This is a genomic window from Corynebacterium sp. HMSC14H10, from assembly GCF_001807105.1.
Taxonomy (GTDB): Bacteria; Actinomycetota; Actinomycetes; order Mycobacteriales; family Mycobacteriaceae; genus Corynebacterium; species Corynebacterium jeikeium_D.
Genome location: NZ_KV787452.1, coordinates 35,541 through 59,631 on the forward strand (window position 1 = coordinate 35,541; position 24,091 = coordinate 59,631).

Here is a 24,091-nt window from a genome sequence, read left to right on the forward strand (position 1 = left end):
TGTAAAACACCCCGCGTAAAGCAAAAAGGCGCCACCCAACACTTCGTCTTGAAGTATAAGGTAGCGCCCGGATTAGCTAAGCGGCGTACTCAGCGTCCTTATTACTCGGCGTCCTCGGAAGCCTCGGACTCAGCAGCCTCAGCCTCGGCAGCCTTTGCGGCCTCCTCAGCTTCCTTAGCAGCCTTAGCTGCTTCCTTGGCCTCGCGGCGCTTAGCGGTGATGGCCTCAGCGGACGGGCCATTGTTGGCCTCTTCCAGAGCCTTGTTGAACAGCTCGAGCTTGGTCGGCTTCGGCTCAGCAACCTTCAGAGTGCCCTCTGCACCCTCGAGACCCTTGAACTTCTGCCAGTCGCCGGTGACCTTCAGCAGAGCCAGAACCGGCTCGGTCGGCTGTGCACCGACGCCCAGCCAGTACTGAACGCGCTCGGAGTCAATCTTGATGATCGACGGCTCTTCCTTCGGCTGGTAGATGCCCAGGTTCTCAATGACCGCACCGTTGCGACGGGTACGAGCATCAGCAACGACGACGCGGTACTGAGCAGTACGAATCTTACCCAGGCGCTGCAGCTTAATCTTGACTGCCATGAGGAGTTCCTCTTTCTTCTATGTCACTGGACAATACTTATGCATCCGAGCTCACGAGTAATTACTAACGAAGTACCTCGGACCGGTTTTGCCCTTGGGATATTTACACTGCGCGTGACCACCGGGCGGCCGTGGCCGGATCCGATGAATTCGCAGTCGTGCCTCAGTTGAGGATTCTCATTGAGACAACTCGAGGTATGTTACCAGCAGTTTTTGGAAATTAACAAAACTGCGCACTCGAAACGCTGCATACCCACTAAAGCTGAACGTCGTTGACAGTGCGGTAACGTAACATTCTATGAAAACCACCGGCACCCAATATAGGTATGACTTGGACGGACTACGGGGCATTTCGATTGCCCTCGTAGTCCTTTTCCATGTTTACGTCGGCCGCGTTTCCGGTGGTGTGGACGTATTCCTCTTGCTCTCCGGGTTTTTCTTCTTCGGCGCGCAGTACCGCAATGCCATCAATCCCCGGCAGTCCATCAATCCATGGTGGAGCATCTGGCGCACGCTGCGTCGCCTAATCCCGACACTAGTGCTGGTCCTCTTTGCGACAACCCTGTTTGTCATTTACTTCATTCCATCGCTTCGCACGATCGACATTGCCCAGCAACTCCGCGCCAGCCTGCTCTACTACCAAAATTATGAACTGGCACTCCAGGGCTCGGACTACGCAGCCGCAGAGAGCGAAACCTCCCCACTGCAGCACCTGTGGTCAATGTCGGTACAGGGCCAGTTTTATCTCGGCTCCATTTTGCTCATCTCCCTACTCGCCTGGATGACGCGCTCACCCCAGATTGTCGGCGCGGTTACCTCACCGGTGGAGGCGAAGCGCACCGACGCTACCGGCGGTAAACTCCGCCGAATCCTCACTCCGTTGCTGGCAGTTATCACTCTCGGCTCGATTGCCTATGCCTTCTATATGCACTCCGAGAACCAGGGGTGGAACTACTACTCCACTGTCAGCCGCCTCTGGGAACTCTGCCTCGGCGCACTACTCGGACTGATTCTTGTCCGGGGATCCATCCCCATGCTCAAGCCACTTCGAGTGCTGTTAGCCAGCATCGGCCTCGCACTGGTAGTCTCCACCGGTTTCATCTTCGACGGCGCCGCACAGTTCCCAGGCCCTTGGACCCTATGGCCCCTCGGTGGTGCTGCGCTGATTATTATCGCCGGCCCTGAGGCGGGCTGGATCTCCAAGTTCCTGGCCAGCCGCCCAATGCGCGAAGTAGGCCAGAGCGCCTACGCGCTCTACCTGTGGCACTGGCCTCTTCTCATCCTGGCCATAAACTACCTCAACCGCGATACTCCGGGGCTGAAGCTTGGCACCGCAGTGATCGTCGTTTCCTTTATTTTGGCCAAACTCACCAACAAGTATGTCGAGCTGCCGCTGGCTCAATCGACTCGCCGACCGACCCGGACTCAGCCCGTCGTCGGCGATGCAATCCACGCAATGAAGCATCGTCGCCCGGCTCGTCGTCTAGCGGCAGTCGGCACTGTTGTCGTCATTGCGTTGGTCGGCATGTCCAGCCTTGTCAACGTGCAACAGGTGCGCGTCGATCGCGCCTCCGCCACCAGCCTAGATCCAGAGGTCTATCCAGGTGCACTCGCGCTTACCGACGGGTACGAGGTCCCCAAGGCAGCCACAAAGCCGAATACCGATTTCATCACGGACCTTTGGCCGGAACCTGCCCTCGATGGCTGCCTTGCGACAGGCGGTGAGGACGTCGGATACTTCCCGCCGAATCGCCGTTGGCGCGATGAGACCCAGCCGTGTGTCTACGGTGATCCAGATGCTAGTGACTCGATTGTCATCGTCGGCGGCTCGCACATGGAACATTGGTTTGCCCCGATTGATGCCTACGGCAAAAACAACGGGTACCGAGTGGTGGTTCTTCTCCGACAAGGCTGTCCAGCGACCTTAGAACCGATCCACGGAGTCGGCGATATCTGCGTGGCCTGGACTTTCGAGGCTCTGCAGAAAATTGACGAGATTCAGCCAGAGATGGTTTTCACCACTTCAACCAGACCCCTGTTCCAGGCGGACCCACCGCAGCCCGGCGACTACACACCGGATGGTTACGTTTCGTTTTTCGCTGCTCTACAAGAACGCGGAATTGATTTCTTCGCCATCCGCGATAACCCATGGGCGCTACGGGAGGACTTGGACCAATTCTCCCCCAGCGTATGCGAAGAAGCGGAAGAAGACTGCACTATCCACCGCAAAACTGCCCTAAATGCAGAAAATCCCGCTGAGGAGATTCTTGCGAACTTCCCCAACGGGCACAGTCTAGATTTCTCCGACATCTTCTGCGGTCCGACCACCTGCCGTAAAGTTATTGGCAATATCTACGTCTACCGCGACAGCAATCACATCACCGATGAACTAGCGGCCACTTTCAGTCCTGAAATGGACCGCCAGATTCAGAAGGCTCTGCGGGACTAGCTACTTCTAGTCCCCGCTACTTCTTGCCCTGTCCGAAGTCGAGATTGTTGAGGTCAAAGTCCTCCATACCTTCTGGCAGCTGATTACCCATCTGCTTCTGCAGCTTCTGCAGTTCAGCCATGCTAGGCATACCCGGTATGCCCTGCATACCTGGCATTCCAGGCATACCGGGCATTCCGCCACCGCGCATTGCCTTCGGCGGCGTTGGACCACGGTTAGCGCCCTTGCGCTTATTCTTGCCCTTGCCCTTTCGACCACGCTTGGCCTTGCGGTTCGATGGGCGACCACCGCCCATACCAAATCGGCCGGCCATCTGCGCCATCATCTTCCGCGCCTCATTGAAACGCTCGATGAGCTGGTTAACCTCTGAAACGGACACACCGGAACCGTTGGCGATACGACGACGTCGTGAAGCATTCAGAATCTTCGGATTCTCGCGCTCTTCCGGAGTCATACCGCGGATAATCGCCTCGATGCGGTCAAGCTGCTTTTCGTCGACCATCTCGGCGGCCTTGGACATTTCCGCGCCGCCGGGGAGCATCTTGAGGATGTTGCCGATTGGGCCCATCTTGCGGACCATCATCATCTGCTCGAGGAAGTCCTCAAGAGTCAGTTCGCCGGAACCAATCTTCTGGGCGGACTTGGCAGCCTGCTCATGATCGATTTCCTTGGAAGCGACCTCAACCAACGTCTTTAGGTCACCCATCCCCAGGATGCGGCTGGCCATACGGTCTGGGTGGAAGACGTCAAAGTCCTCCAACTTCTCGCCCGTGGAGGCGAACAGAATCGGCTTACCGGTGACCTCACGGATAGACAGTGCAGCGCCACCGCGCGCGTCGCCATCGAGCTTGGTCAGTACAACGCCGGTGAAGTCAACGCCGTCTCGGAAGGCCTTGGCGGTCTCTACCGCGTCCTGACCAATCATGGAGTCGATGACAAACAGAACTTCATGCGGGTTGATGGCATCGCGAATGTCGCGGGCCTGCTTCATCAGAACCTCATCGATACCCAGGCGACCTGCGGTATCGATAATCACCACATCGTGGCGATGCTGGCGAGCATAAGCGAGGCCACGGAACGCGGCGTCAACTGGGTTGTCCTCGCTGGTGCCCATTTCATGGGCGGAATCGAGGCTGGTGCCCGGGAACGGTGCGAAGCACGGCACGCCTGCACGCTCAGCGACAATTTCCAGCTGCTGCACCGCGCCCGGACGCTGCAGGTCACAGGCGACGAGGACCGGAGTGTGCCCCTGATCCGTGAGGTACCTGGCCAATTTACCGGCCAAGGTGGTCTTACCAGCGCCCTGCAGACCGGCCAGCATGATAACCGTTGGTGGCTGCTTCGACATATTCAGCCGTCGAGTCTCGCCACCGAGGATGTTAATCAGTTCCTCATTGACGACCTCAATAATCTGGTTTGCCGGGTTGACAGTCTGGCTGCCAATAATTTCGTTAGCGCGTTCCTTGATGCGCTTGATGAAGGTACGGACAACCTCGAGGGAGACATCGGCTTCCAGAAGAGCCAGCCGAATCTCGCGGGCGGTGGCGTTAATATCCGCCTCAGTCAGGCGGCCCTTCCCGCCCAGCCCCCGCAGGGCACCCGTCAAACGATCGGAAAGAGACTCAAACAAGTTTCCAGCTCCCCTTTTGCCTTGTTTTTTCTTAACTGTTCTACCGTACCCGCTGGATACTCCATTTGGCACATATCTACAGCTTCGCCTATCGACAACGATTGCAGCCCACCCACCCTAAATGCCCCGATTCGGGTGTAACCAATAGGAAGTAAAAAATAGCAATAGGATAAAGCTCTTTTATTCTCGCGGACGTTAAATTACTGTTCGTTATTTTAACGTGACAATTAAACGAGCCTCCAGATATGAATGCCCTACTGCGTAAAGAACGTTTATCCAACTCAGCTACCACCAGTTAGATAACAGACAAATGACGCCAGTGGCCAGCTTTTGCTAAGGGCACCCTTAGTAAGAACCTCCCCCGGAATGGTGTAAGCCAAATAGCAAACCGGCGGCATTGCAGCAGGTCAAAGCACGCCACTGCGCACCTGATGTTATTCCTATAACTACCTCCAATACCATTCATATATCAACCAGTTTATGGTTAATCATGAACCTAGTTAACCGCAGTTGGCCTGGTTTTATTTTCCGCCGTGCACGATGAGGGATGAACGGCGAAATCATATTCATTGGTCTCTGACCGTTTGACTCCTTGAGAGGTTTTCATGAAGAAGTTCACCACGGCTATCGCCGCCGCTGCCTTCTCCGCCAGCATGATTGCAAGCGCAGGCACCGCTACTGCACAGATTCCGGACTCAATGCCGACCGAGTGCCCCGCCGGCCAGCACTTTGAAAACGTCGGAGGCACCTTCCAGTGCGTCGCAGACCAGCCTGAGCAGGATTCCACTGACGGAATTCCGGCCCCAATGCCGGACAAGTGCCCAGACGGGCAGCACTTTGAGAACGTCGGCGGAACCTTCCAGTGCGTCGCGGACCAGGAAGCTCCTAAGCCCGAAACACCGGGCGACAATGAGTCCCAGCCGGGCGACCTGGGAAACCCAGGCATTTCTGATAAGCAGTGCCCGGAGGGCGAGCACTTCGACATGAGCAAGCCAGTCCCAGGCAACCCGAACGTCTTCGGTGTCTGCGTCAAGGACGAGGCGAAGCCGGACACTGACAAACCAGGCACGGACAAGCCGGACGCTGACAAGCCAGGCAAGGACGACGAGAAGCCGGGTAAGGACGGCAAGGACGGTAAGCCAGGCAAGGACGGCAAGGATGTCAAGGTAAACGTTGACATCAAGATCTCTGCTGAGTGCAAGAACGAAAACAAGTGCACGAAGGAAGAGAAGAAGGCCAAGGAAAAGGCTGAGAAGAAGGCTTCCGAGTCCAAGAAGACGACCTCTTCCGAGAATGTAAAGAAGGTTTCGGACTCCAAGAAGTCTGAGCACAATACCTCGGAGTCCAAGAAGGCTTCTTCGACTCAGAACACTGGCCTGGCAGCCACTGGCGTTGACGCCACCACCCTGGGTGGAGCCGCTCTGGTTCTCCTGGTCGGCGGTGTCGCCGCTACCCGCATCGCCCGCAAGAACCGCTAAGAAGCTTAGGGTTCTACCCCGCTAACGAAACATAAAATGCTCCTGATGCCAATTCAGCATCGGGAGCATTTTTGTGCGTCACACCTCCGAAAAGTCATAACGTCTAGAGCTCGAAGCATAAAACCCACAGGTACCGATTTTTTACCAAACCTCTACGCTCCCACCCGCCTCTCGCCACCCCGACACGATCAGATGCCAAGCTTCGCTAGCGAAGACAGAAAAGCCTCCCCGCCGAGTGAACAGTGACGAGTTCTAAAGATGCTCCAACCACAACGGGTGTACACACTCAGCGTTGTAAATATAAGTTCCCGCTTTCCCTTACTGGGACTTGGACGAGTCAACAATTTCGATTTACCCCCTCCCCAAGCTCACGTCACCAAAGACTGTAATTAGTTATTAGAATCAAAAGTGTGAACAGTGTTCCCCCCCCCCCTTAAGCCCGTTGATTACAGGGCTTTCCTATAGACATTGTGAGGTCTCCAAATGAAGAAGCTCTCTTCGACCATGGTGGCCGCTGCCGCTTCAGCCGGCATGCTCATCGGCGTTGGCGCTGCCACCGCACAGATTCCTGACCCCGCCCCGTCGGAATGCCCCGCCGGTCAACATTTTGAAAATGTTGGCGGTACTTTCCAGTGTGTAGATGACGCTGCAAATCCGGATCCAGGAGGTTCATCTAACGATGGCATCCCACCGGGCGTTGAGGACACCCAGACCTGTCCCGACGGTTCCCCGCGTGACATGAGCAAGATTGACCCGGCAACCGGGGCTTACGGTGCTTGTGGCACTTCAGATGATTCCGGCCCAACTCCGGAGCCTGATGAAGATGCCCCAGAAAATGACGGAATTCCGCCGGGAGTCGACGACACCGCAACGTGCCCCGACGGTTCCCCGCGTGATATGAGCAAGATTGACCCGGCAACCGGAGTCTACGGCTACTGTCCGACCTCCGATGACGAAACTCCGGGCGACGACGAGAACCCAGGCGACGAACAGCCTGGGGACGACGAGAAGCCCGGGGAGGAAAAACCAGGCGACAAGCCCGACAACCCTAAGAATGACGGTAAGAAAACCGGGACCAAGAACACTGGGCTAGCAGTCACTGGTGTTCAGGCGACTGCCCTCGGCGGTGCCGCTCTTGCACTCTTGGTCGGTGGCGTGGCAGCTACCCGCCTCGCACGCAAGAATTCTAAGGATTCCTAGCACAACTCTCCGCTAGATTCCTAGCACCTCAACATTAAAGGCCCCGGAGCCCCGCGTATCCTCTACAGAAATCTACGCGGTGGCTCCGAGGCCTTTATTTTTGCCGGGGGCAACGGGCGACGCTGTACTCACCAATCGATGGAAAATTCACTCATCGATGTTAGTTACTATTTGCGGCCGCCGAGCAGTGCGTCTACGAAGCTCTCCGGCTCAAACGGCGCCAGGTGGTCAGCACCTTCACCAAGGCCAACCAACTTCACCGGCACACCGAGCTCGTTTTGCACCTGGAATACAATGCCGCCCTTCGCGGTACCGTCCAGCTTGGTCAGGGCAACGCCGGTGATGTCTACTACATCCCGGAACGTACGAGCTTGCAGTAGACCATTTTGGCCAACCGTCGCGTCCAAAACCAGGATGACTTCGTCAACCTGAGCCTTCTTCTCCACCACGCGCTTAATCTTGTCCAGTTGGTCCATCAGACCGACCTTGGTGTGCAGGCGGCCGGCGGTGTCGATGAGCACCACATCAGCGCCGGACTCGATACCGTGAGCAACTGCCTCAAATGCAATAGAAGCAGGATCGGCGCCTTCAGCGCCGCGAACGGTCTCCGCGCCAACGCGTCGCCCCCAGGTCTCCAGCTGGTCGGCTGCAGCAGCACGGAAGGTATCCGCTGCGCCGAGAACAACACGGTGGCCACCGGCGACCAGTACACGAGCCAGCTTGCCCGTCGTCGTGGTCTTACCTGTGCCGTTGACACCGACTACCAGAATCACTGCGGGCTTGCCCTCGTGCGGAAGTGCGCGGATGGAGCGGTCCATCTCAGGCTTGCACTCCTCAATCAACACCTCACGCAGCAGGGCGCGCACTTGCTCTTCCGTGCTCACCTTCTGGCTGGCAATACGCTCGCGCAGCTTATCGACGACACGCTGCGTCGCAGCCGCACCGAGGTCAGCCATAACCAGGATGTCTTCAACCTCTTCCCACGCGTCCTCATCAAGGTCACCCGCGCCCAAGATGCCGAGCACAGACTGGCCAATTGCATTCTGCGACCGTGACAGACGACCGCGCAGGCGGCCCAGACGTCCCTCAGCCGGGTCGATGGAGTCAATCTGCTGTTCTGCTTCTGGCTCTGGCGTCGGCTCCGGCGCAGCTTCCGGCTCCGGTTCGGGAGTCGGTTCTGGTTCGGGAGTCGGCTCCGGCTCCAGCTCCGGTTCAGGAGCAGGAACTACCTCTACCTCAGGCTCTGCTTCGGGCTCTGGTTGTGGTTCCGGCTCGGGCTCTGATTCCTCTTCCCCGGCCGTTGGCAAATCGATTGGGATTTCCCGCATTACGCGGTCATAATCCCCCTCCATTTCGGTGGGGTTATCCGGAATAACCAGTCGACCTTCTGGTTTCAGCAGTGAACCGTCCGGCTGATCGGCAGGTATATCAGCCTGCTTTTCCTCTGGCTCCGGGGCCTGCTTTTCAATCGGCTTTTCCGCCGGTTTCGGCATCGGTTTTTCAACCGGCTGCTTCTCGCGGGTATCAGTCCCACCACCGGCCGGAGCGAAGTTAAAACCACTAGCGGCCTGGTAATTTCCAGACTTCTCCTGCTGGGTGAGTTCCTTAGTATCTTCCTTCGCAAAGGAAATGCGCTGGTTCTTCCTGCGGACATAGCCCACAACAAAGAGCAGCGCGATAATAACGACAATCGCGACGACAAGGAGTATCCACTGAGTTGGAGTCATAACTCTCATTATGCAGTATCAACGACTCTTCCTCACTTACTCCGCGCTTACTCCGCTCCTGTCGACGGAGTTGCGGATGCCGGTGACATTCGCTGCGAGATTACTCGAGTCACACCATCGCCCCGCATGGTCACGCCGTAGAGCACATTCGCAACGTCCATTGTTGGCTTCTGGTGCGTAATGACAATCAGCTGACTGGTCGCGCGGAGTTCCTCGAGCAGCGCAATAAGGCGACGCAGGTTAACGTCGTCAAGCGCGGCTTCCACCTCGTCGAGTACGTAAAAGGGACTCGGGCGCGCGCGGAAAATAGCGACGAGCATTGCCAGCGCCGTCAGCGACTTCTCGCCGCCGGAGAGCAACGACAGCCGCTTAACCTTTTTGCCCGGCGGGCGGGCTTCAACCTCGATACCTGTCGTGAGCAGGTTGTCCGGCTCGGTGAGAACCAGTCGTCCGTCGCCGCCCGGGAAAAGCGTTTGAAAGACTGCGGGGAATTCTGCCTCGACATCGTTCCACGCGTCTGTGAAGAGCTGCAGGATCGTGGCATCGACTTCCTCGACAACATCGGTGAGGTCCTGGCGGGCCTTGAGGACATCATCGAGCTGCGTGGATAGGAAAGAGTAGCGCTCCTCCATCGCCTTATACTCCTCCAGCGCCAACGGGTTGACGCGGCCGAGCACACGCAGATCCTTCTCCGCCTGTTTGAGCTGCTTCGTCACGGCTGCGCGGTCGAAGTTCTCATCAGGAGCAAAGTCCGCGAGCAGGTCATCGACAGACAGCCCCAACTGGTCGACGATGCGCTCTGCAGCCTCGGTCACGCGGACCTGCGCCTGCGCACGGGCGATATCGCCCTGGTGCGCGGAATCAGTTAGCTGTGCCAGCTCACGTTGCGCCGTATTCGCCTCCGTCCGGGCCGCTGATAGTGCCTGCGACACCGTCTTCTTCTGCGCCTCGGCATCGTCGCGATCGGCCTCTGCCCGCGCCAACGACACGTTGACCTTCGCGTGCAAGTCCTCAGCCAGCTCCGCGACGACTTCTGCCAATTCGCGCTGGGCAACCTTCGCCATCTGCGCCTGCTCATGGCGGGCCTTCGCTACGCGCTCCGATGCAGCCTGGCGACGGAGCCGCTCGGCCTTGCCTCGTACACTCGACAGTCGCTCCTCTGCCGTACGCAGCGACAGACGCGCCTCTGTTTCCATGGCGCGCACAGCCGTCAGCGCCTCCGAGGCACGGTCACGTTCGCTTGTCGACGGTTCCCCCTCCTCGGGGTCACGGTCAACGCGAGCTAAGCGGTCTGCGACCTCCGCCAACTCCTTCTGGAGCTTCGTTACTCGGTCCGCGGCTTCGGCTCCGCGCTGCTCAGCGCGTTCGGCATCATGCACCACGCCGGACAGCTGCGCTGTGGCCCGAGTTCGGGCATCCGTGAGGACCTTCATACGACTCTGGTGTTCACGCAACGCAGCACGGGCGGCCGCCGCGTCCGTGCGGCGGTCCTCTTCTTCGGCCTGTGCACCGGAGAGCACACCACCGAGGTCACTCAAACGCACCTGTGCTTCTGCTAGTTCTTCGCGAGTCTTAGCAATGTCGGCGGCGATTTCCACACCTGATGCAGTGCCACCAGCACCGCCAGCTACCCAACCAGAGCCACGCAGCACACCATCGCGGTCAACAACGCGCAGTCGAGTATCCTGGGTCACCAGCTCACGGGCGACGTGCTCGTCGTCGCAGGCCACGACGTCAACGAGCAGAGAGGTCAACGAACCTGAAAGCTCCGCGGGCACTGTCACATGATCGAGCAGCCAGGATGCCTGTGCGGGCAGAGTGATGTCCAAGCGCCAGGAGTCGGATGCATCCGCAGAATTGATAACGACGGCACTACCCTTGCCCGCGGCCACAAGCTCGTCGATAAGCGAATCTCCACTGCCCTCGCTGACCAGTGCTTCGGCGGCCGCGCCGAGGGCGGCAGTGAGCGCTTTTTCCCAGCCAGCGTCGACATCGATGACTTCAGAGAGAACGCCGAGCTCGTGTTTTTCACGTAGCCACGCGGTGCCGTCGTTGGCTGCGGCGGTGCGGGCGGTCTCCAAAGCTTCGATGCGGGCGGACAGACCTGAGACGCTGCGCTCGAGGTCGCGCTCGTCAGCGCGGAGTTCTTTCAACCGTGTAGAGGCCAGCTCTGCTTCTCGGTTGGCCTGTTCATAAGCACTCTGCAGCTCGGGACCTTCGAATTCGGCCTCGGCTAGTTCCTGCGCGGCGTTTTCCACGGCTTCGGTGGCATCGGCACGGCGTTCGTCGGCCTCATTGGTTTGCTCGGCAAGGCGTGCAGCTTCGGCTTCGGCGGCTTCCAAGCGGGTGCGCAGAGATTCTTCTGCGGAAATGAGACGAACCACGCCTTCGCGACGGTCGGCGATTGCGCGAACGGCCGCGAGGTGCTCCGCTTCGGCTTCACGGAAAGTCTCCTCGGCGTCGAAGAGCGTTTCGCGGATTTCCTCCAGTTTTTCGCGGGCCTCTGCCTCAGCCTCAGCGAGCGTGGCTTCTTCGGTGGCGGCGTCGTCGGCCCTCTGCTCCAGGAAGTCCGGGTCCGGGCCTACCCACGGAGCGACGGAGTGGTCGGCCGCGCGATCGGCGGCGATGCGGGCCGTCGCTTGGATACGCTCACCGAGTGCGGAGAGACGAAACCACAAATCTCGGGCAGCATCGGCAGCTGGAGTGATGTCCTCCAGTTCGGCTTCGAGTTCTGCAGTGCGCTCAGCGGCAATCTCGGCTCGCTCCGTGGCGGCCTCCACCTTTTCCTCAATGAGCTTGGCTTGACCAGCAATGTCATTGAGGCTGTCCTGCAAATCCACGAAGTCCGCGGCAGCCAAACGCAACTTGGCGTCGCGCAGGTCTGCCTGCACAGTCTGGGCGCGAGAGGCGGCCTCAGCCTGACGCTTCAGCGGTTTGAGCTGACGGGAAAGCTCACCTGTCAAATCCTGCAGACGGTCGAGATTGGCCTGCATCGACTGCAGCTTGCGCTGCGCCTTTTCCTTGCGACGGCGGTGTTTGAGCACGCCTGCGGCTTCTTCGATAAACGCACGACGCTCCTCTGGCCGCGATTCCAGAATCTGCGAAAGCCGACCCTGGCCGACGATGATGTGCATCTCGCGGCCAATGCCGGTGTCGCTGAGGAGCTCTTGGACATCCATGAGGCGGACGCGAGAACCGTTGATTTCGTACTCACTTGCGCCGTCGCGGTACATGCGACGCGTGACAGAGACTTCCTTATATTGAATGGGAAGTGCCCCATCGGAATTGTCGATGGTAAGAGTGACCTCCGCGCGCCCCAAAGGCTTTCGCCCGGAGGTTCCCGCGAAGATGACATCTTCCATTTTGCCGCCACGGAGGGTCTTGGCGGAATGCTCACCCATAACCCACGCGAGGGCATCGACGACATTCGACTTACCAGATCCATTCGGGCCGACAACTGCGCAGATGCCGGGCTCGAATTTCATCGTCGTCGCCGAAGCGAAGGATTTAAAGCCCTTCAGAGTCAGCGATTTCAAATACATGGGGCAATATCTTACCCGTAGTTACGGTTTGGAGCTGAATTACCCCAAGCACGCACCCTGTTACACAAGATTGTTTACACAGCGTTGTTTACACCACTGCCTGCTTAGTTGACGCGTAGGCCGACTCACCGTGCTGAGCGACGTCGATACCAGAATGCTCCTGCTCGCCGTGGATACGCCAACCGACGGTTGCCTTCAGGACTCGGGCAATGATGTACGTCAGCACGCCTGAGAACACCGCTGCGACGACAGCAATAATGACCTGGATGGCAAACAACTTCAGGCCGTCGATGCCACCGCCGGTAAGCAGTCCGCGATCATTAGCCAGCAGGCCAACACCAATCGTTCCCCACATAGCTGCAACCAGATGCAGACCAACCACATCCAGGGTGTCATCGAAGTTGAATTTGTACTTCAAGCCCACTCCCCAGCAACCCAGCGCACCGCCGATATAGCCCAGAATGATTGAGGTCACTGGGTTCATATCTCCTGCGGCCGGAGTAATAGTCACAAGCCCTGCGATGACACCCGAAGCGGCGCCCAGCGAGGTGGGATGCCCATCACGAATACGCTCGAGTGAAATCCAGCCGAGCATCCCCACGCACGCTGCCACCGTCGTATTCAGCCATGCCAGACCAGCGACACCGTCGGCCGCAAATGCCGAACCGCCGTTGAAGCCGAACCAGCCGAACCACAGCAGTGCAGCACCCAGCATGACGAGTGGCAGATTGTGCGGGCGATGCTGGCTGCCATCGATGGACTTGCGCTTACCGACGATAATCGCCAGCACCAAAGCGGCAGTACCAGCAGCAATGTGCACAACCGTACCGCCAGCGAAGTCAATTGGAGCGATCAATGCTTCACCGTCAGCGGTACCGAACAGCTTTGCCGACAGCCCCTCTGCCGAGTGGCTCAGCAGGCCACCGCCCCAGACCATGAAGGCCATTGGGAAGTACACCAGCGTCGTCCAGAAGCCGACGAAAATCAACCAGGTGGAGAACTTCACGCGTTCGGCCAGCGCCCCAGAGATCAGCGCTACAGAAATCGAGCAGAACGTGAGCTGGAACCCAATGTCGATGATGTTTGGGTAACCGTTCGCACTCGCAATGTAGTTGCCGTCGCCATCCGTGATTGAGTTACGCAGACCGAAGAACTCGAATGGGTTGGCAAAAACACCACCGATCGACTGCGATCCGTAGGACATCGACCAGCCCCACAGCACGTAAATGGCACCGACAACGCCGACAGCACCAAAGCTCATCATCATCATCATGTTGAGCACCGACTTCTGTCGCGACATGCCGCCATAGAACAGCGCGAGCGCCGGTGTCATCAGCAAAACCAACGAAGCCGAAATCAGCATCCACGCTGAGTTTCCAGACTGTGCAATTACTTCTTCAGGCGTCATATGTGCCTCCCCTGCCTGTCAGTAGGTAGTTATTAACTTAATCCACTCGCCTTTCGTATTTACGTATTCTTTTTCCCGGTTGCGTAGGTTTTTAGCGCTCTGAGACCTCTACAACGCACCAATCGACTACCTCAAGACACGAAAAATCCCCCGCCAACTGCGCAAAAACAATGACATAGAGCGAGGGATAGAACGTATTCGAATTTTTCGGATTCCTACACCGACATGGGGGGGGAGGAAGGCAGTTGGCACCCGCTTAACGACGGTCAAACGTGCTCAATGCACCCTTCGGTTCCTGCCATAACGGCACCACTGCCGTCACATCGCCCGGAGTATTCAGCCCCTCAAGCCAAGCGAGCAAACTCTCACAGTCTGCCCGTGGCCCTTCAGCAACAACTAACACCCGACCATCCGGGTAGTTCTGGGCGTAACCAACCAACCCCAACTCCAGAGCCGTCGCGCGGGTGTGCCAGCGAAAACCGACGCCTTGAACGCGTCCGTGTACCCATGCGGTGAGGCGGACGTCGTTAAGCGGCATCGGTCTCACGCACCGTCATCGGGTCGGAACCATCCCAGCACTCAATCTTGTCGTGGCCGAGGAGATTTGGCAGATCATCGCGGTGGAATACTGGATTAAGTCCCTTGGCCTTCTGCTCGGAGTAGTTCCGCAGAAGCGCGACGGCTACGCCACCCAGCGGCAGAATCGCGATGATATTAATGGTGGCCATGAGTGCGGAGAACGTATCTGCAAGCGACCAGACTAGTGGCACGGAACCGACAGCTCCGCCAATCACGCACAGGATAACCAGGACGCGCACGGTGTTCAAGACAGCCTTGCTCTTTGACAGGAACGGGATATTCGCCTCGGCGTAGTAGTAGTTACCCACCAGCGAGGAGAACGCGAGGAAGAAGATGATAACCGTGACCGCGTGGATGGCCCACGTACCCACCTGCGCCGACAGCGCAGCCTGAGTTAACGCGGTGCCCTCCGCATCGCCGCCGAAGGTCGGATCGGACAACAGGATGATAACTGCGGTGATAGTACAGACGACCCAGGTGTCGAAGTAGACGCCCATCGTCTGGATGAGGCCCTGTTTGACCGGGTGCGACACCGACGCCGTAGCCGCCGCATTTGGTGTGGAACCCATACCGGCCTCGTTGGAGAACAGACCACGGCGAATACCCTGCATCATGGCGGTACCGACAGCGGCACCAGCGATCTCACGGATACCGAAGGCGTGCTCGAAGATGAGCTTGATCATGCCCGGCACTTCAGTGATATTGAGAGCCAGCACAATCAGACCGAGGATGATGTAGGCCACGGCCATGATCGGTACGACAATTTGCGTCACCGCCGAAATGCGCTGCACACCACCGAAGATGATGACGCCGGCCAAGATTGCCAGCACAATGCCGACGCAGAATTTAAAGATCGGCGTTCCCTGACCAGTCGACTCAGCCACAGCCGCCGTGATTGAGTTGGACTGCACCGCATTGAACACAAAACCGTAGGTCACCGTGATAGCGATGACGAAGAGCGACGCCATCCAGCGCCAGTTCTCTCCCAGCCCCTTGGTGATGTAGTACGCGGGCCCTCCTCGGTAAGAGTCCTTATCCCGCACCTTGTACAGCTGCGCCAGCGTCGACTCCACGAAGCTGGTAGCACCGCCAATCGCAGCGAGCAGCCACATCCAAAACACGGCACCTGGCCCACCCGTAGTGATTGCCACCGCCACACCTGCGACGTTACCGGTACCGACACGCGAGGCAGCAGAGATTGTGAAGGCCTTAAAGGCCGAGATGCCCTTGACCCCCTCGGAGATGTCAGACGGCTTTTCGGTAATTGCCTTGAACATCTCCGGGATGTACCGGAGCTGCACCACAATGGTCCGCCAACAGAAGTACAGGCCTGCACAGACAAGCAGCACAATCATGAACAGCCAGTACTTGTCATTCCAAGCATTTACCCAGTCGGTTGCTTGTTCCATGAAACTCATAAGGAAATTCTAGCGCTGACAGGTGGGACACAGATAACTCGATCTATTCCCAAATGGCAGACGGACAATTGCGCGCCCACACCTCGAGCACGGCTCCCCCGCTTGGCCATAGGCGTTCAAGCTCCGCTCGAAATAGCCACTTTCGCCGTTGACATGCACATATAACGCATCGAAGCTCGTGCCACCCGCCGCTAGCGCCCGCTCGAGTACCGATTGCCCCTCGCGCAAAAGTTTCGCTAAACGACGGACCGAAAGGTCACACGCCGGCACGCGCCCATCGACCTTCGCTGCCCAAAGCATTTCGTCGGCATAGATGTTGCCGATACCCGACACAATGTTCTGATTGAGCAATACGGCCTTAATCGGCGAACGCGACTTCATCATGCGGTGTGCAAGTGCAACCACATCGACAGTTGGCTCCAATAGATCGGGCGCGATCTTGGCTGCGGGTTCCGGAACAAAGCGACCGTGGGATTCGACCATTTCACAGGCCCAGACCCAACCAAAGGTGCGCTGATCGTTGAAGTTGATAAGGTGCCGAGCGCCGTCCGGCAGGGCTATGTCAAATGCGGCCCTGGTGTGGCGTCCGGGCAGCGTATCGGGCGTGTACGGAGCTTCCACACGCAATTGGCCGCTCATACCCAGGTGGATGGCGATTGCGGAGTCGTCGTCAAGCGTGAGCCACATGAACTTGCCGCGGCGATCCGTAGCGATAACCGTGCGCCCGCGCGTGCGACCGATAAACTCTGCGGCACCACCGGGTTGGCGCCGCACGGCACGAGCGTTGTAGACGAAAGTGTCCTCGATGCGGCCACCGACGACGTAAGCGTCGAGACCGCGGCGTACGGACTCGACTTCAGGAAGCTCGGGCATTATGCCAGTGCAGTATGCGCCTGATGCGCGGCGTGCATCTCGGCTTCCTTCTTCGTGGCGCCAGTACCGCTGCCCTTAACCACGCCGTCAACCAGCACGTCGACGTAGAAAGTTAGGTCATGGTCGGGGCCGGTGGTGCGCACAGTGTACTCAGCAGCCGGTAGTTGCTTGGCTGCCAGGCGCTCCTGCAACAGCGTCTTCCAGTCACGACCGCGAGACTCCGTCGGGGCATCGTCAATCATCTGGTTAAACAGGCGAAGAACGGTCTCGCGGGCAACCTCAAAGCCATGCTGCAGGTAAATGGCACCCAGCAGCGCCTCGGTGGTGTCAGCGAGAATCGAGTGCTTATCCGCGCCACCGGTGGCCTTCTCACCGCGACCGAGGAGAATGTGCTCCCCCAACCCGATACTGCGGGCCAGGTCAGCCAGCGCGTACATGTTCACGACACCTGCGCGCATCTTGGAAATATCCTGCTCAGCACGGTCCGGGAAGCGACGGTAGAGTTCTTCAGCAACGCACATGCCCAGCACGGCGTCGCCCAGGAACTCTAGACGCTCGTTATTGGTCAGCATGCCATTTTCATTTGCGAAACTGCGGTGGGTCAGAGCGAGCTTCAGGGACTCCTCTGGTAGTTCAACACCGAGTTTTTCCAGCAGCGGGGCGTGATCGACGGCCTCAAAGGCCGCCTTTCTAGCCGCTTCACCGGTTAGCCGACGCTTGCGGCTCATCCGTTATATCTCCTTTAAAGTCTTCGTCTAAGTCGTCGTCGATTACTTCTCGTCGCCGAGCGAGCCAAACTTTTCCGCCAGGCCAGCCCAACGCGGATCAATACGCTCCTCTTCACCCGAGATGCCGTCTGGTTCCGGCACTTCCGAGTCCGACTCAGCACAGCTGGAATCGAAATCCAGACAGGTCGGATTGAAGGGCAGATTCAAGCCCGCCTCATCGATGACGGCTTGAGTGATATCCACCGTATTGTCGACGATCTGACCAACTTCGTCCTCGAGGTCTTCTTCCTCGGCACCGTCGCCTGTGATGAAGTCCTCGTTGTTGGAAAAGACAGCCGAAATATGGAAGCTGAGCTCCGGATTCAGCGGGGCTAGGCAGCGCACGCACTCGCCGGTGGCCTTGGCAGTCACAGTCGCGTCAACCATGACACCACTGCCGAGGTTCGTGACAATGCCGTCAACGACAACCTCCTCGCCAGCGGCGATGCCAATCATCTCGACACCAACGCGGACTGGGCTATCGCCTACCTTGCGGAACTGCTCGGGCATGCCGCCCTGCAGACATGTCGAAACGTCCAGAACAAATGGGGATGAGTCAGTCATGATAGACCTCAGTCTACCCCGAAGATGCGCTAACGCTCGTACCGGCGGCGTTCCTGCCCCTCGGAGAAGGAAGACGGCGCGTTCTGCGCCCCTGCACCACCGCCGACGGCACCGGCCCCTGAACGCAGTACAGAGCGATTGCGACCGACATTGCGCAGGGTCTCCTGGAGGGTCTGCTCAAACTCGGCGAGCTTGGAGTCAACGTAACGGTCACACTCTTCGCGGAGGCGAGAGGAATCCGCGTGTGCGTCGGACAGCAGACGATTCGCCTCGTCGTTGGCCTCGCGGACGACCGTCGACTCAGCGACCAGGCGAGCCTGCTCCTCACGGCCTTCCGCAACGGAACGCTCGTAGGATTCGTTACCAGCGTGAATCAGGCGATCGGACTCGGCAGAAGCACGATCCACAATGTTGTCGTACTCGTGCTGAGCATCCTCGCGGAGACGACGGGCGTCGTCCTCAGCGGCCGCAACGGTGCCAGCCGCGTGAGCATTGGCATTCTCGACGGTGTGGTTAGCGCGGGCCTCTGCCTCGTCGACAATACGATGGGCTTCTTCATCCGCAGACGAAATGGTGTTGTTCGCCCGGGCTTCAGCATCGTTGATAATCTCATCCCGCTGGTCCAAGACATCCTGCGCGTCATCGAGCTCAGCCGGGAAAGCATCCCTCAGTTCATCGAGCAACTCGAGAACACGCTGACGCGGGACCATACAATTGGCCGACAGTGGCACGCCGTGTGCCTCTTCTAGGATCTGGACCAGTTCATCAAGAGATTCGAAGACGCGAAACATGACTTACATGCTACTTCAGTCTGAGCTGCAGGGCGTGCAAGACAGGCTCAGGAACTAGGCCTTCCACCGAACCGCCGTACCGAACAACTTCCTTCATCAGTGTCGACGACACGTGACCGTACTTCGGATCAGCCTCCACAAAGAGAGTTTCAATGCCAGTCATGCGCCGATTCATCTGTGCCATAGGAGCCTCGTACTCGTAGTCTGCTGCCGAGCGCAGTCCCTTGACCAGGCAGGTAATCCCCTGCGCGGAGGTGTAGTCCACCAACAGCTTCGACCAGGAGTCCACCCGCACATTGTCCAAGTGCTGCGTGCACTGCCGAATAAGGTCCATGCGCTCTTCGACGTTGAACATGCCCTGCTTATTCGGGTTGTGGGTAACTAACACGGTCACCTGATCGAATTGACGCGCGGCACGCTCAATCACATCGAGGTGACCAGAAGTCATGGGATCGTAGGAACCGGGGCAGCATGCGTGGGTCATAGAGGTCAAACCACCTTTGGCCGTCGTAAAGCGTAAAGAAGAACGTTAAGCGTTGTAGATAGCGGTGTCGAAGCGCGCCATACCGTGAATGCGACGCTTCAGCTTCTGCTGGAGCTGCTCGTAGCCCTCGGGCCACTGCGTCTCCTCGTCATCTCGGTGACGCTCCACAGTCACGACCGCGCCCGGCGCGAGGAAGCTGCGCAGAGCCTCCAACATCTCTGTAACGGCCTCCCCCGCCAGCTCGTAGGGAGGATCAGCGATGACGCGGTCAAAAGGCTCGCCCGGCGCGCCCGCAAGGTACGACGACACTTTCATCGGAGACACGGCCACATCGGGATGCCCCACGGTGCGAATGTTCTTTTCAATGGCGGCAATGGCGTTCGGGTCGTTTTCCACCAATACGACGGAACGCGCGCCACGGGAAGCCGCTTCCAAACCGAGCGCACCTGAGCCCGCGAATAAGTCGAGAACGCGAGTTCCCTCTAACCCAAAGCGTGTGGACCAGGATGAAAAGATGGCTTCTTTCGCGCGGTCACTGGTTGGCCGAGTGGTCTCTCCCTTGGGTGCGACTAGTCTGCGACCGCGCGCCTCACCTGCAATAATGCGGGTCATCTACTTCCCTTCGTGCGATGTGTTCTCGTTGCCGTTGTGCTGTGCCGTGGCGCTGTGAGTTGCTGGCGTGATTCGTGCCAGCAGCTGACCGCCTTCGACATCCACAAATTGATCTGCCGCCACCTCCGCGACCGTGCCCGGGCAGGGCGCTAAAACCGGCGCTTCTAGCTTGACGGCCTCCACGACCGCAATAACCTGACCGGTCGTCACCGAGTCTTTCTCGGCGACCTCCCAGCGGACTACTCCTGCAAAAGGTGCACAGACATTTACCATGCCCAACAGTCTACTTTGGTCTTACTAGGAGCGGTCCAAGTAGTTCGACTGCTCTTCATCGATATCGGAGATAAGCTCTCCCACAAGCCTTTCATCACTGTCGAGGAGAGCCGTGGCATCGTGTCGGGTGCGCTCGATGATCTCGCCGTCGGTGGTGAGGTCCACCAGGCCGAGGCCTGTTGCCAGTCCCGATTGGTCATCGCCGAGCAGATCGCCGAAACTACGCGTGGCCAGGTCCAACTCCGCCAGTTGAATGCCGTCGGTGGTGGCGGCAATGCGATCTAGCCGGGTGCGCTCTGGTGTCTGTGAATGCGTGTGTGTACACAGGAAGCACAGTCCACCACGGTCACCACGGCCGACACGACCGCGCAGCTGGTGGATCTGCGAGATGCCGTAGCTCTCGGCGCGGCGAATCATCATGATCGTGGCCTCTGGTACATCCACGCCGACTTCGATAACTGTGGTGGCCACCAGCACATCCAGCTGTCCTGTGGCAAAGGCCTGCATCACGCGGTCTTTGTCCTCCGGTGCCATATTGCCGTGCAACTGACTGATACGTACACCGGGCAGTTTCTTCCTCGCTCGGTCGAACACCGCCTCCACGGACTCGTCGAGGAACTGTTCCTCGTCGCGGGTAATGCGGGGACAGACAATGAAGGCGCGGTTGCCCTTGGCCACTTCTTCCCCAATCCGCTCCCAGGTTCGTGCCTCCCAGCGCGGCTTTTCCAGCGTCGGTACGACAAAGGATTGGATTTCCTGACGTCCCCGTGGCAATTCCGTCAACTGCGAAACTGCGAGGTCGCCAAAAATGGTCATCGCTACCGTGCGCGGAATCGGGGTTGCCGACATCACCAACAGATGCGGTGTCATTCCACCCCGTCCCCTACTTCGCAGCTGATCGCGCTGGCGCACACCAAAGCGGTGCTGCTCATCGACGACCACCAGCCCGAGATCGAAGAACTCCACGCCCTCACTGAGCAGGGCATGCGTGCCGACGACAATGTCAGCCTCCCCGTTGACTGCCTCCAACAGGGTTGCCCGGCGCTCCTTCGTCGACATCGATCCCGTCAACAGTCGTACAGTCACTGCTACTCCGGCTTGCTCCAGCATCGCTGTCAGCGATCGGTAGTGCTGTTGGGCCAGGACTTCCGTCGGCGCCAGCATCGCGCACTGCCTGCTGGCATCGACTGCTTGCAGCATTCCCAGCAGGGCCACCACGGTTTTACCCGAGCCAACTTCACCTGCTAGCAGGCGGTTCATTGGGTTAGGCCTCGCCATATCGTGCGCAATATCGGCTGCGACCGCGACCTGACCGTCGGTAAGCGAAAACGGCAACCCCCGGCGTAGCTCGTCGCGAAGTCCCCCGGCGACTTCCATGCAGGCCGGCGCGGTGAGGCTCGCTTGAGTACGCTTGCGTGCACCAACGGCGAGCTGGAGCTCAAGCGCTTCGTCGTACTTCAGTCGGGCAAGCGCGATGTCGGGGCCCGCGATGGAGGGAAAGTGTGCGCCACGCAGCGCGGAATCGAAATCGGTAAGTCCCTCCGGTGCGGCGGGCAACGGGTCTGGCTGCAGCGGCAACCATTCGAGGATGCGCTGCATGTACAGAGCCAGGTGAATACCCGCTACTCCTTTGCGGCCACGGTAAATGGGCAAGTAAGGACGCGTGAGCAACCGCTGCATCTCCGCAATCCCCTTGGCTGTCTTCGTCAGCGTGGCCAGCTTGCCAGTGGCTGCGCCTACCGAACCGTCGGCTTTGAGCACCATGCAATCAACATTTTTCAGCTGTAGCTCATTGCGGAACTCGCTGAGCGTGCCAACAATGAGCAGACGCACACCGGGGTGCAGCATATTGCGCAGCCATTCGGCACCGAAAATCGCGGCCGGAAGAATGCGCACGCCGTCGCTGACATAGATTTTCAGTGGCTTGCGTCGATCGGCGAAGGCGGGCGCTGGCGAAATGCTGTGCACCTCCACGACTGTGGTGATGGTGTCGCCAATGTCGGAAAATGACACATCTAAGCTCTTACCCTGCGCCACGTAGCGCTTTGGGAAGTTCGTCAGCGCATCCGAGACGGTCTCCATACCAAAAGCCGTATGCAGCTTCTTTGCAATCTTTGGCCCCACCACGATATTCAGGGGCGTGCGCGCATAATCCGAGCCGAGCCATCCGAGCATCGTGCTACTCGATTCCTACCTGCACCAGCTCATCGATGCCGGTTGCATCGTAGGCTACGACCTCCACAGGCTTGTCCAGCCGTGCCCGCACTTGCGCTATGTCAACGCCCTCAGCTCCGCGCCCGAGCAGCAGAGTCACTAGTTCCCCGCCGCCAGCCAACAGGTCTGAGATGGTCTCTGTGAGCGCGTCAGTCAGGGGCTTATCGACGTCCGCAGCGACTACAGCCGTTCGCGTGCCATTGGCGGCCTCTCCCATCGCATACGCAGCAACCGCCAGCGGCAGCTCAGCCGAATGCACGGCCAAGGCAGCAAGGCCAGCCGGAATGGAGGCTGTGGACACTACCGCGAGAGTCGGATTAGCCGCGGCAGCAGCGAATTCGATATCCGCCAATTCCTGGTCGCTGACCAGCCCATTTGGCAGCAGGATTACCTCATCCGCACCCCGCATGGCAGTCAGCGCCTTGGTGACCACATTGTCAGCGAACTCCTGGTCGGCGATGGCTGCGCGATCTGTGGGAGGGGATGTGGGAGTCGGAGCGGGGGTCGGGCTGATAGCAATCGCTCCCGAGGAGGTGATGAGATCATTCAGCGGACCGTCCGGCACTACCGCAATGAGGATGCGAGTGGACTCAGGTGTTGGTGCCGGCTCATCGAGCACCTCGATACGGATGCGTTCCGGACGACCGAAGTCAAGTGCTGCCTCGATAACCGCGCCCGGCTCCACTGTATGGATGTGCACCATGTACTGCGCGGTCTGCGCATTACCAGCATCACCTGCGATGATGAGCGAATTGCCCAGCGGGTTCAACCGCTCTCGCAGCACTTCCACCGCCTGGGTATCCCCCAAGGAAATCAGGTACATGACCTCCATTTCAACGGTGGCTACGTGTGGCGCGTCGACATGCAAATCGACCGGTGCGGCTGCGCGGCCGCTGACTTCGTCGGCAAGCGCGTCGAGCAGAATGACCAACCCCGCGCCGCCGGCGTCGACCACGCCCGCCTGCTGCAGTGCCGGGAGCTGGCTGGGGGTTTTCGCCAGCGCGTCGCGAGCGGCATCCGCGATTGTGTCGGCGAGTTCCTCAATCGAGTCGCCCTCAAATTCCTCCGCGGCAATCGCGGCGTGCCGCAGGACTGTCAGAATCGTGCCCTCCACCGGATTGGCAATCGCTTGGGAAACATGTTGCACAGCTAGCTTTAGCGAGTGTTGTACCGACTCAACGCCAATGCCACTACCGGAGGCAGCCTCAGCCACCGCGCGAAAAACCTGCGAGAGCACAGTGCCTGAATTACCGCGGGCGCCGCGCACTGCACCGGCAGCTAGGGCCGCGGTGACTGCGCGAACATCGGAAGCGTCAGCCTTTTGCGCTTCCTCATAGGCCGAACTCAACGTCGCGAGCATATTCGACCCAGTATCGGAATCCGGTACTGGGAAGACATTGAGACTGTTGATCTCATCGCGGCGGGATTGAAGCGCGTCAATCCCCCGGGCAACCCAGCCGACAATGGCGGCAGAACCAATCTGCAAAGACATGAATTC

Annotated in this window: 19 protein-coding genes; 3 read left to right on the forward strand and 16 right to left on the reverse strand. The window is 58.9% G+C overall.

Features of this window, described 5'->3' with window-relative positions:
• Positions 1 to 101: 101 nt before the first annotated feature.
• Positions 102 to 584, reverse strand: a complete 483-nt coding sequence (gene rpsP, locus HMPREF3135_RS10610) for a 30S ribosomal protein S16 (protein WP_038628648.1) — start codon at positions 582 to 584, stop codon at positions 102 to 104.
• 298 nt (positions 585 to 882) lie between these two features.
• On the opposite strand from rpsP, the gene HMPREF3135_RS10615 reads away from it, so the two are divergent.
• Positions 883 to 3,033, forward strand: a complete 2,151-nt coding sequence (locus HMPREF3135_RS10615; RefSeq protein WP_070439624.1) for an acyltransferase family protein — start codon at positions 883 to 885, stop codon at positions 3,031 to 3,033.
• Between the two features lie 16 nt (positions 3,034 to 3,049).
• On the opposite strand, the gene ffh is transcribed toward HMPREF3135_RS10615, so the two are convergent.
• The gene (gene ffh, locus HMPREF3135_RS10620) at positions 3,050 to 4,663 is read right to left on the reverse strand and encodes a signal recognition particle protein (protein WP_070439626.1); all 1,614 of its coding nucleotides are present in this window, start codon (positions 4,661 to 4,663) and stop codon (positions 3,050 to 3,052) included.
• A 605-nt stretch (positions 4,664 to 5,268) separates the two neighbouring features.
• Between ffh and HMPREF3135_RS10625 the strand changes: the two genes are divergently transcribed.
• Both HMPREF3135_RS10625 and HMPREF3135_RS10630 read left to right on the forward strand, forming a co-directional pair.
• On the forward strand, positions 5,269 to 6,141 hold the full coding sequence (locus tag HMPREF3135_RS10625; protein ID WP_070439630.1) for a hypothetical protein: 873 nt from the start codon (positions 5,269 to 5,271) through the stop codon (positions 6,139 to 6,141).
• Between the two features lie 483 nt (positions 6,142 to 6,624).
• Positions 6,625 to 7,341 carry an intestinal mucin gene (locus HMPREF3135_RS10630; RefSeq protein WP_070439632.1) on the forward strand — a complete coding sequence of 239 codons (717 nt, stop codon included), beginning with the start codon at positions 6,625 to 6,627 and terminating at the stop codon, positions 7,339 to 7,341.
• 167 nt (positions 7,342 to 7,508) lie between these two features.
• Here HMPREF3135_RS10630 and ftsY read toward each other — a convergent pair whose 3' ends face one another.
• From ftsY to HMPREF3135_RS10700, 14 genes are all read right to left on the reverse strand, one after another.
• Positions 7,509 to 9,068 (reverse strand): signal recognition particle-docking protein FtsY, encoded by a 1,560-nt coding sequence (gene ftsY / locus HMPREF3135_RS10635; protein WP_070439634.1) that lies wholly within the window; start codon positions 9,066 to 9,068, stop codon positions 7,509 to 7,511.
• Between the two features lie 47 nt (positions 9,069 to 9,115).
• Positions 9,116 to 12,610: a chromosome segregation protein SMC gene (gene smc / locus HMPREF3135_RS10640; RefSeq protein WP_070439637.1), complete on the reverse strand. Its 3,495-nt coding sequence runs from the start codon at positions 12,608 to 12,610 to the stop codon at positions 9,116 to 9,118.
• A gap of 88 nt (positions 12,611 to 12,698) precedes the next feature.
• Positions 12,699 to 14,018 (reverse strand): ammonium transporter, encoded by a 1,320-nt coding sequence (locus tag HMPREF3135_RS10645; protein ID WP_070439639.1) that lies wholly within the window; start codon positions 14,016 to 14,018, stop codon positions 12,699 to 12,701.
• Positions 14,019 to 14,274: 256 nt separating this feature from the next.
• A complete protein-coding gene (locus HMPREF3135_RS10650) occupies positions 14,275 to 14,556 on the reverse strand; it encodes an acylphosphatase (RefSeq protein WP_070439641.1) in 282 nt (93 codons plus the stop codon).
• The gene (locus tag HMPREF3135_RS10655; RefSeq protein ID WP_070439643.1) at positions 14,546 to 16,006 is read right to left on the reverse strand and encodes an alanine/glycine:cation symporter family protein; all 1,461 of its coding nucleotides are present in this window, start codon (positions 16,004 to 16,006) and stop codon (positions 14,546 to 14,548) included. The genes HMPREF3135_RS10650 and HMPREF3135_RS10655 overlap by 11 nt, the downstream gene beginning before the upstream one ends.
• 18 nt (positions 16,007 to 16,024) lie before the next feature.
• Complete coding sequence (gene mutM, locus HMPREF3135_RS10660; RefSeq protein WP_070439645.1) at positions 16,025 to 16,888, reverse strand: bifunctional DNA-formamidopyrimidine glycosylase/DNA-(apurinic or apyrimidinic site) lyase; 864 nt, start codon at positions 16,886 to 16,888, stop codon at positions 16,025 to 16,027.
• Positions 16,888 to 17,616, reverse strand: coding sequence for a ribonuclease III (gene rnc / locus HMPREF3135_RS10665; protein ID WP_038628630.1), 729 nt, complete (start codon positions 17,614 to 17,616; stop codon positions 16,888 to 16,890). Before rnc ends, mutM begins: the two co-directional genes overlap by 1 nt.
• Positions 17,617 to 17,658: 42 nt before the next feature.
• A complete protein-coding gene (locus tag HMPREF3135_RS10670; RefSeq protein ID WP_070439647.1) occupies positions 17,659 to 18,219 on the reverse strand; it encodes a YceD family protein in 561 nt (186 codons plus the stop codon).
• Between the two features lie 29 nt (positions 18,220 to 18,248).
• Positions 18,249 to 19,010 (reverse strand): SPFH domain-containing protein, encoded by a 762-nt coding sequence (locus HMPREF3135_RS10675; RefSeq protein WP_038628626.1) that lies wholly within the window; start codon positions 19,008 to 19,010, stop codon positions 18,249 to 18,251.
• Between the two features lie 10 nt (positions 19,011 to 19,020).
• The gene (gene coaD, locus HMPREF3135_RS10680) at positions 19,021 to 19,494 is read right to left on the reverse strand and encodes a pantetheine-phosphate adenylyltransferase (protein ID WP_070439649.1); all 474 of its coding nucleotides are present in this window, start codon (positions 19,492 to 19,494) and stop codon (positions 19,021 to 19,023) included.
• A gap of 45 nt (positions 19,495 to 19,539) precedes the next feature.
• Positions 19,540 to 20,106 carry a 16S rRNA (guanine(966)-N(2))-methyltransferase RsmD gene (gene rsmD / locus HMPREF3135_RS10685; RefSeq protein WP_070439651.1) on the reverse strand — a complete coding sequence of 189 codons (567 nt, stop codon included), beginning with the start codon at positions 20,104 to 20,106 and terminating at the stop codon, positions 19,540 to 19,542.
• A complete protein-coding gene (locus HMPREF3135_RS10690) occupies positions 20,107 to 20,379 on the reverse strand; it encodes an acyl-CoA carboxylase biotin carboxyl carrier protein subunit (RefSeq protein WP_070439653.1) in 273 nt (90 codons plus the stop codon).
• A gap of 24 nt (positions 20,380 to 20,403) precedes the next feature.
• Positions 20,404 to 22,554: an ATP-dependent DNA helicase RecG gene (locus tag HMPREF3135_RS10695; protein WP_070439655.1), complete on the reverse strand. Its 2,151-nt coding sequence runs from the start codon at positions 22,552 to 22,554 to the stop codon at positions 20,404 to 20,406.
• A 4-nt stretch (positions 22,555 to 22,558) separates the two neighbouring features.
• Entirely contained in the window at positions 22,559 to 24,085 is a 1,527-nt protein-coding gene (locus HMPREF3135_RS10700) for a DAK2 domain-containing protein (RefSeq protein ID WP_070439658.1), read from the reverse strand.
• Positions 24,086 to 24,091 lie beyond the last annotated feature (6 nt).

What these genes read in the sequence shown, in the direction of transcription:
- rpsP (WP_038628648.1), bottom strand. Translation starts at nt 584, where the DNA reads ATGGCAGTCAAGATTAAGCTGCAGCGCCTGGGTAAGATTCGTACTGCT.
- HMPREF3135_RS10615 (WP_070439624.1), top strand. Translation starts at nt 883, where the DNA reads ATGAAAACCACCGGCACCCAATATAGGTATGACTTGGACGGACTACGG.
- HMPREF3135_RS10625 (WP_070439630.1), top strand. Translation starts at nt 5,269, where the DNA reads ATGAAGAAGTTCACCACGGCTATCGCCGCCGCTGCCTTCTCCGCCAGC.
- HMPREF3135_RS10630 (WP_070439632.1), top strand. Translation starts at nt 6,625, where the DNA reads ATGAAGAAGCTCTCTTCGACCATGGTGGCCGCTGCCGCTTCAGCCGGC.
- ftsY (WP_070439634.1), bottom strand. Translation starts at nt 9,068, where the DNA reads ATGACTCCAACTCAGTGGATACTCCTTGTCGTCGCGATTGTCGTTATT.
- smc (WP_070439637.1), bottom strand. Translation starts at nt 12,610, where the DNA reads ATGTATTTGAAATCGCTGACTCTGAAGGGCTTTAAATCCTTCGCTTCG.
- HMPREF3135_RS10645 (WP_070439639.1), bottom strand. Translation starts at nt 14,018, where the DNA reads ATGACGCCTGAAGAAGTAATTGCACAGTCTGGAAACTCAGCGTGGATG.
- HMPREF3135_RS10650 (WP_070439641.1), bottom strand. Translation starts at nt 14,556, where the DNA reads ATGCCGCTTAACGACGTCCGCCTCACCGCATGGGTACACGGACGCGTT.
- HMPREF3135_RS10655 (WP_070439643.1), bottom strand. Translation starts at nt 16,006, where the DNA reads ATGGAACAAGCAACCGACTGGGTAAATGCTTGGAATGACAAGTACTGG.
- mutM (WP_070439645.1), bottom strand. Translation starts at nt 16,888, where the DNA reads ATGCCCGAGCTTCCTGAAGTCGAGTCCGTACGCCGCGGTCTCGACGCT.
- rnc (WP_038628630.1), bottom strand. Translation starts at nt 17,616, where the DNA reads ATGAGCCGCAAGCGTCGGCTAACCGGTGAAGCGGCTAGAAAGGCGGCC.
- HMPREF3135_RS10670 (WP_070439647.1), bottom strand. Translation starts at nt 18,219, where the DNA reads ATGACTGACTCATCCCCATTTGTTCTGGACGTTTCGACATGTCTGCAG.
- HMPREF3135_RS10675 (WP_038628626.1), bottom strand. Translation starts at nt 19,010, where the DNA reads ATGTTTCGCGTCTTCGAATCTCTTGATGAACTGGTCCAGATCCTAGAA.
- coaD (WP_070439649.1), bottom strand. Translation starts at nt 19,494, where the DNA reads ATGACCCACGCATGCTGCCCCGGTTCCTACGATCCCATGACTTCTGGT.
- rsmD (WP_070439651.1), bottom strand. Translation starts at nt 20,106, where the DNA reads ATGACCCGCATTATTGCAGGTGAGGCGCGCGGTCGCAGACTAGTCGCA.
- HMPREF3135_RS10690 (WP_070439653.1), bottom strand. Translation starts at nt 20,379, where the DNA reads ATGGTAAATGTCTGTGCACCTTTTGCAGGAGTAGTCCGCTGGGAGGTC.
- HMPREF3135_RS10695 (WP_070439655.1), bottom strand. Translation starts at nt 22,554, where the DNA reads ATGCTCGGATGGCTCGGCTCGGATTATGCGCGCACGCCCCTGAATATC.
- HMPREF3135_RS10700 (WP_070439658.1), bottom strand. Translation starts at nt 24,085, where the DNA reads ATGTCTTTGCAGATTGGTTCTGCCGCCATTGTCGGCTGGGTTGCCCGG.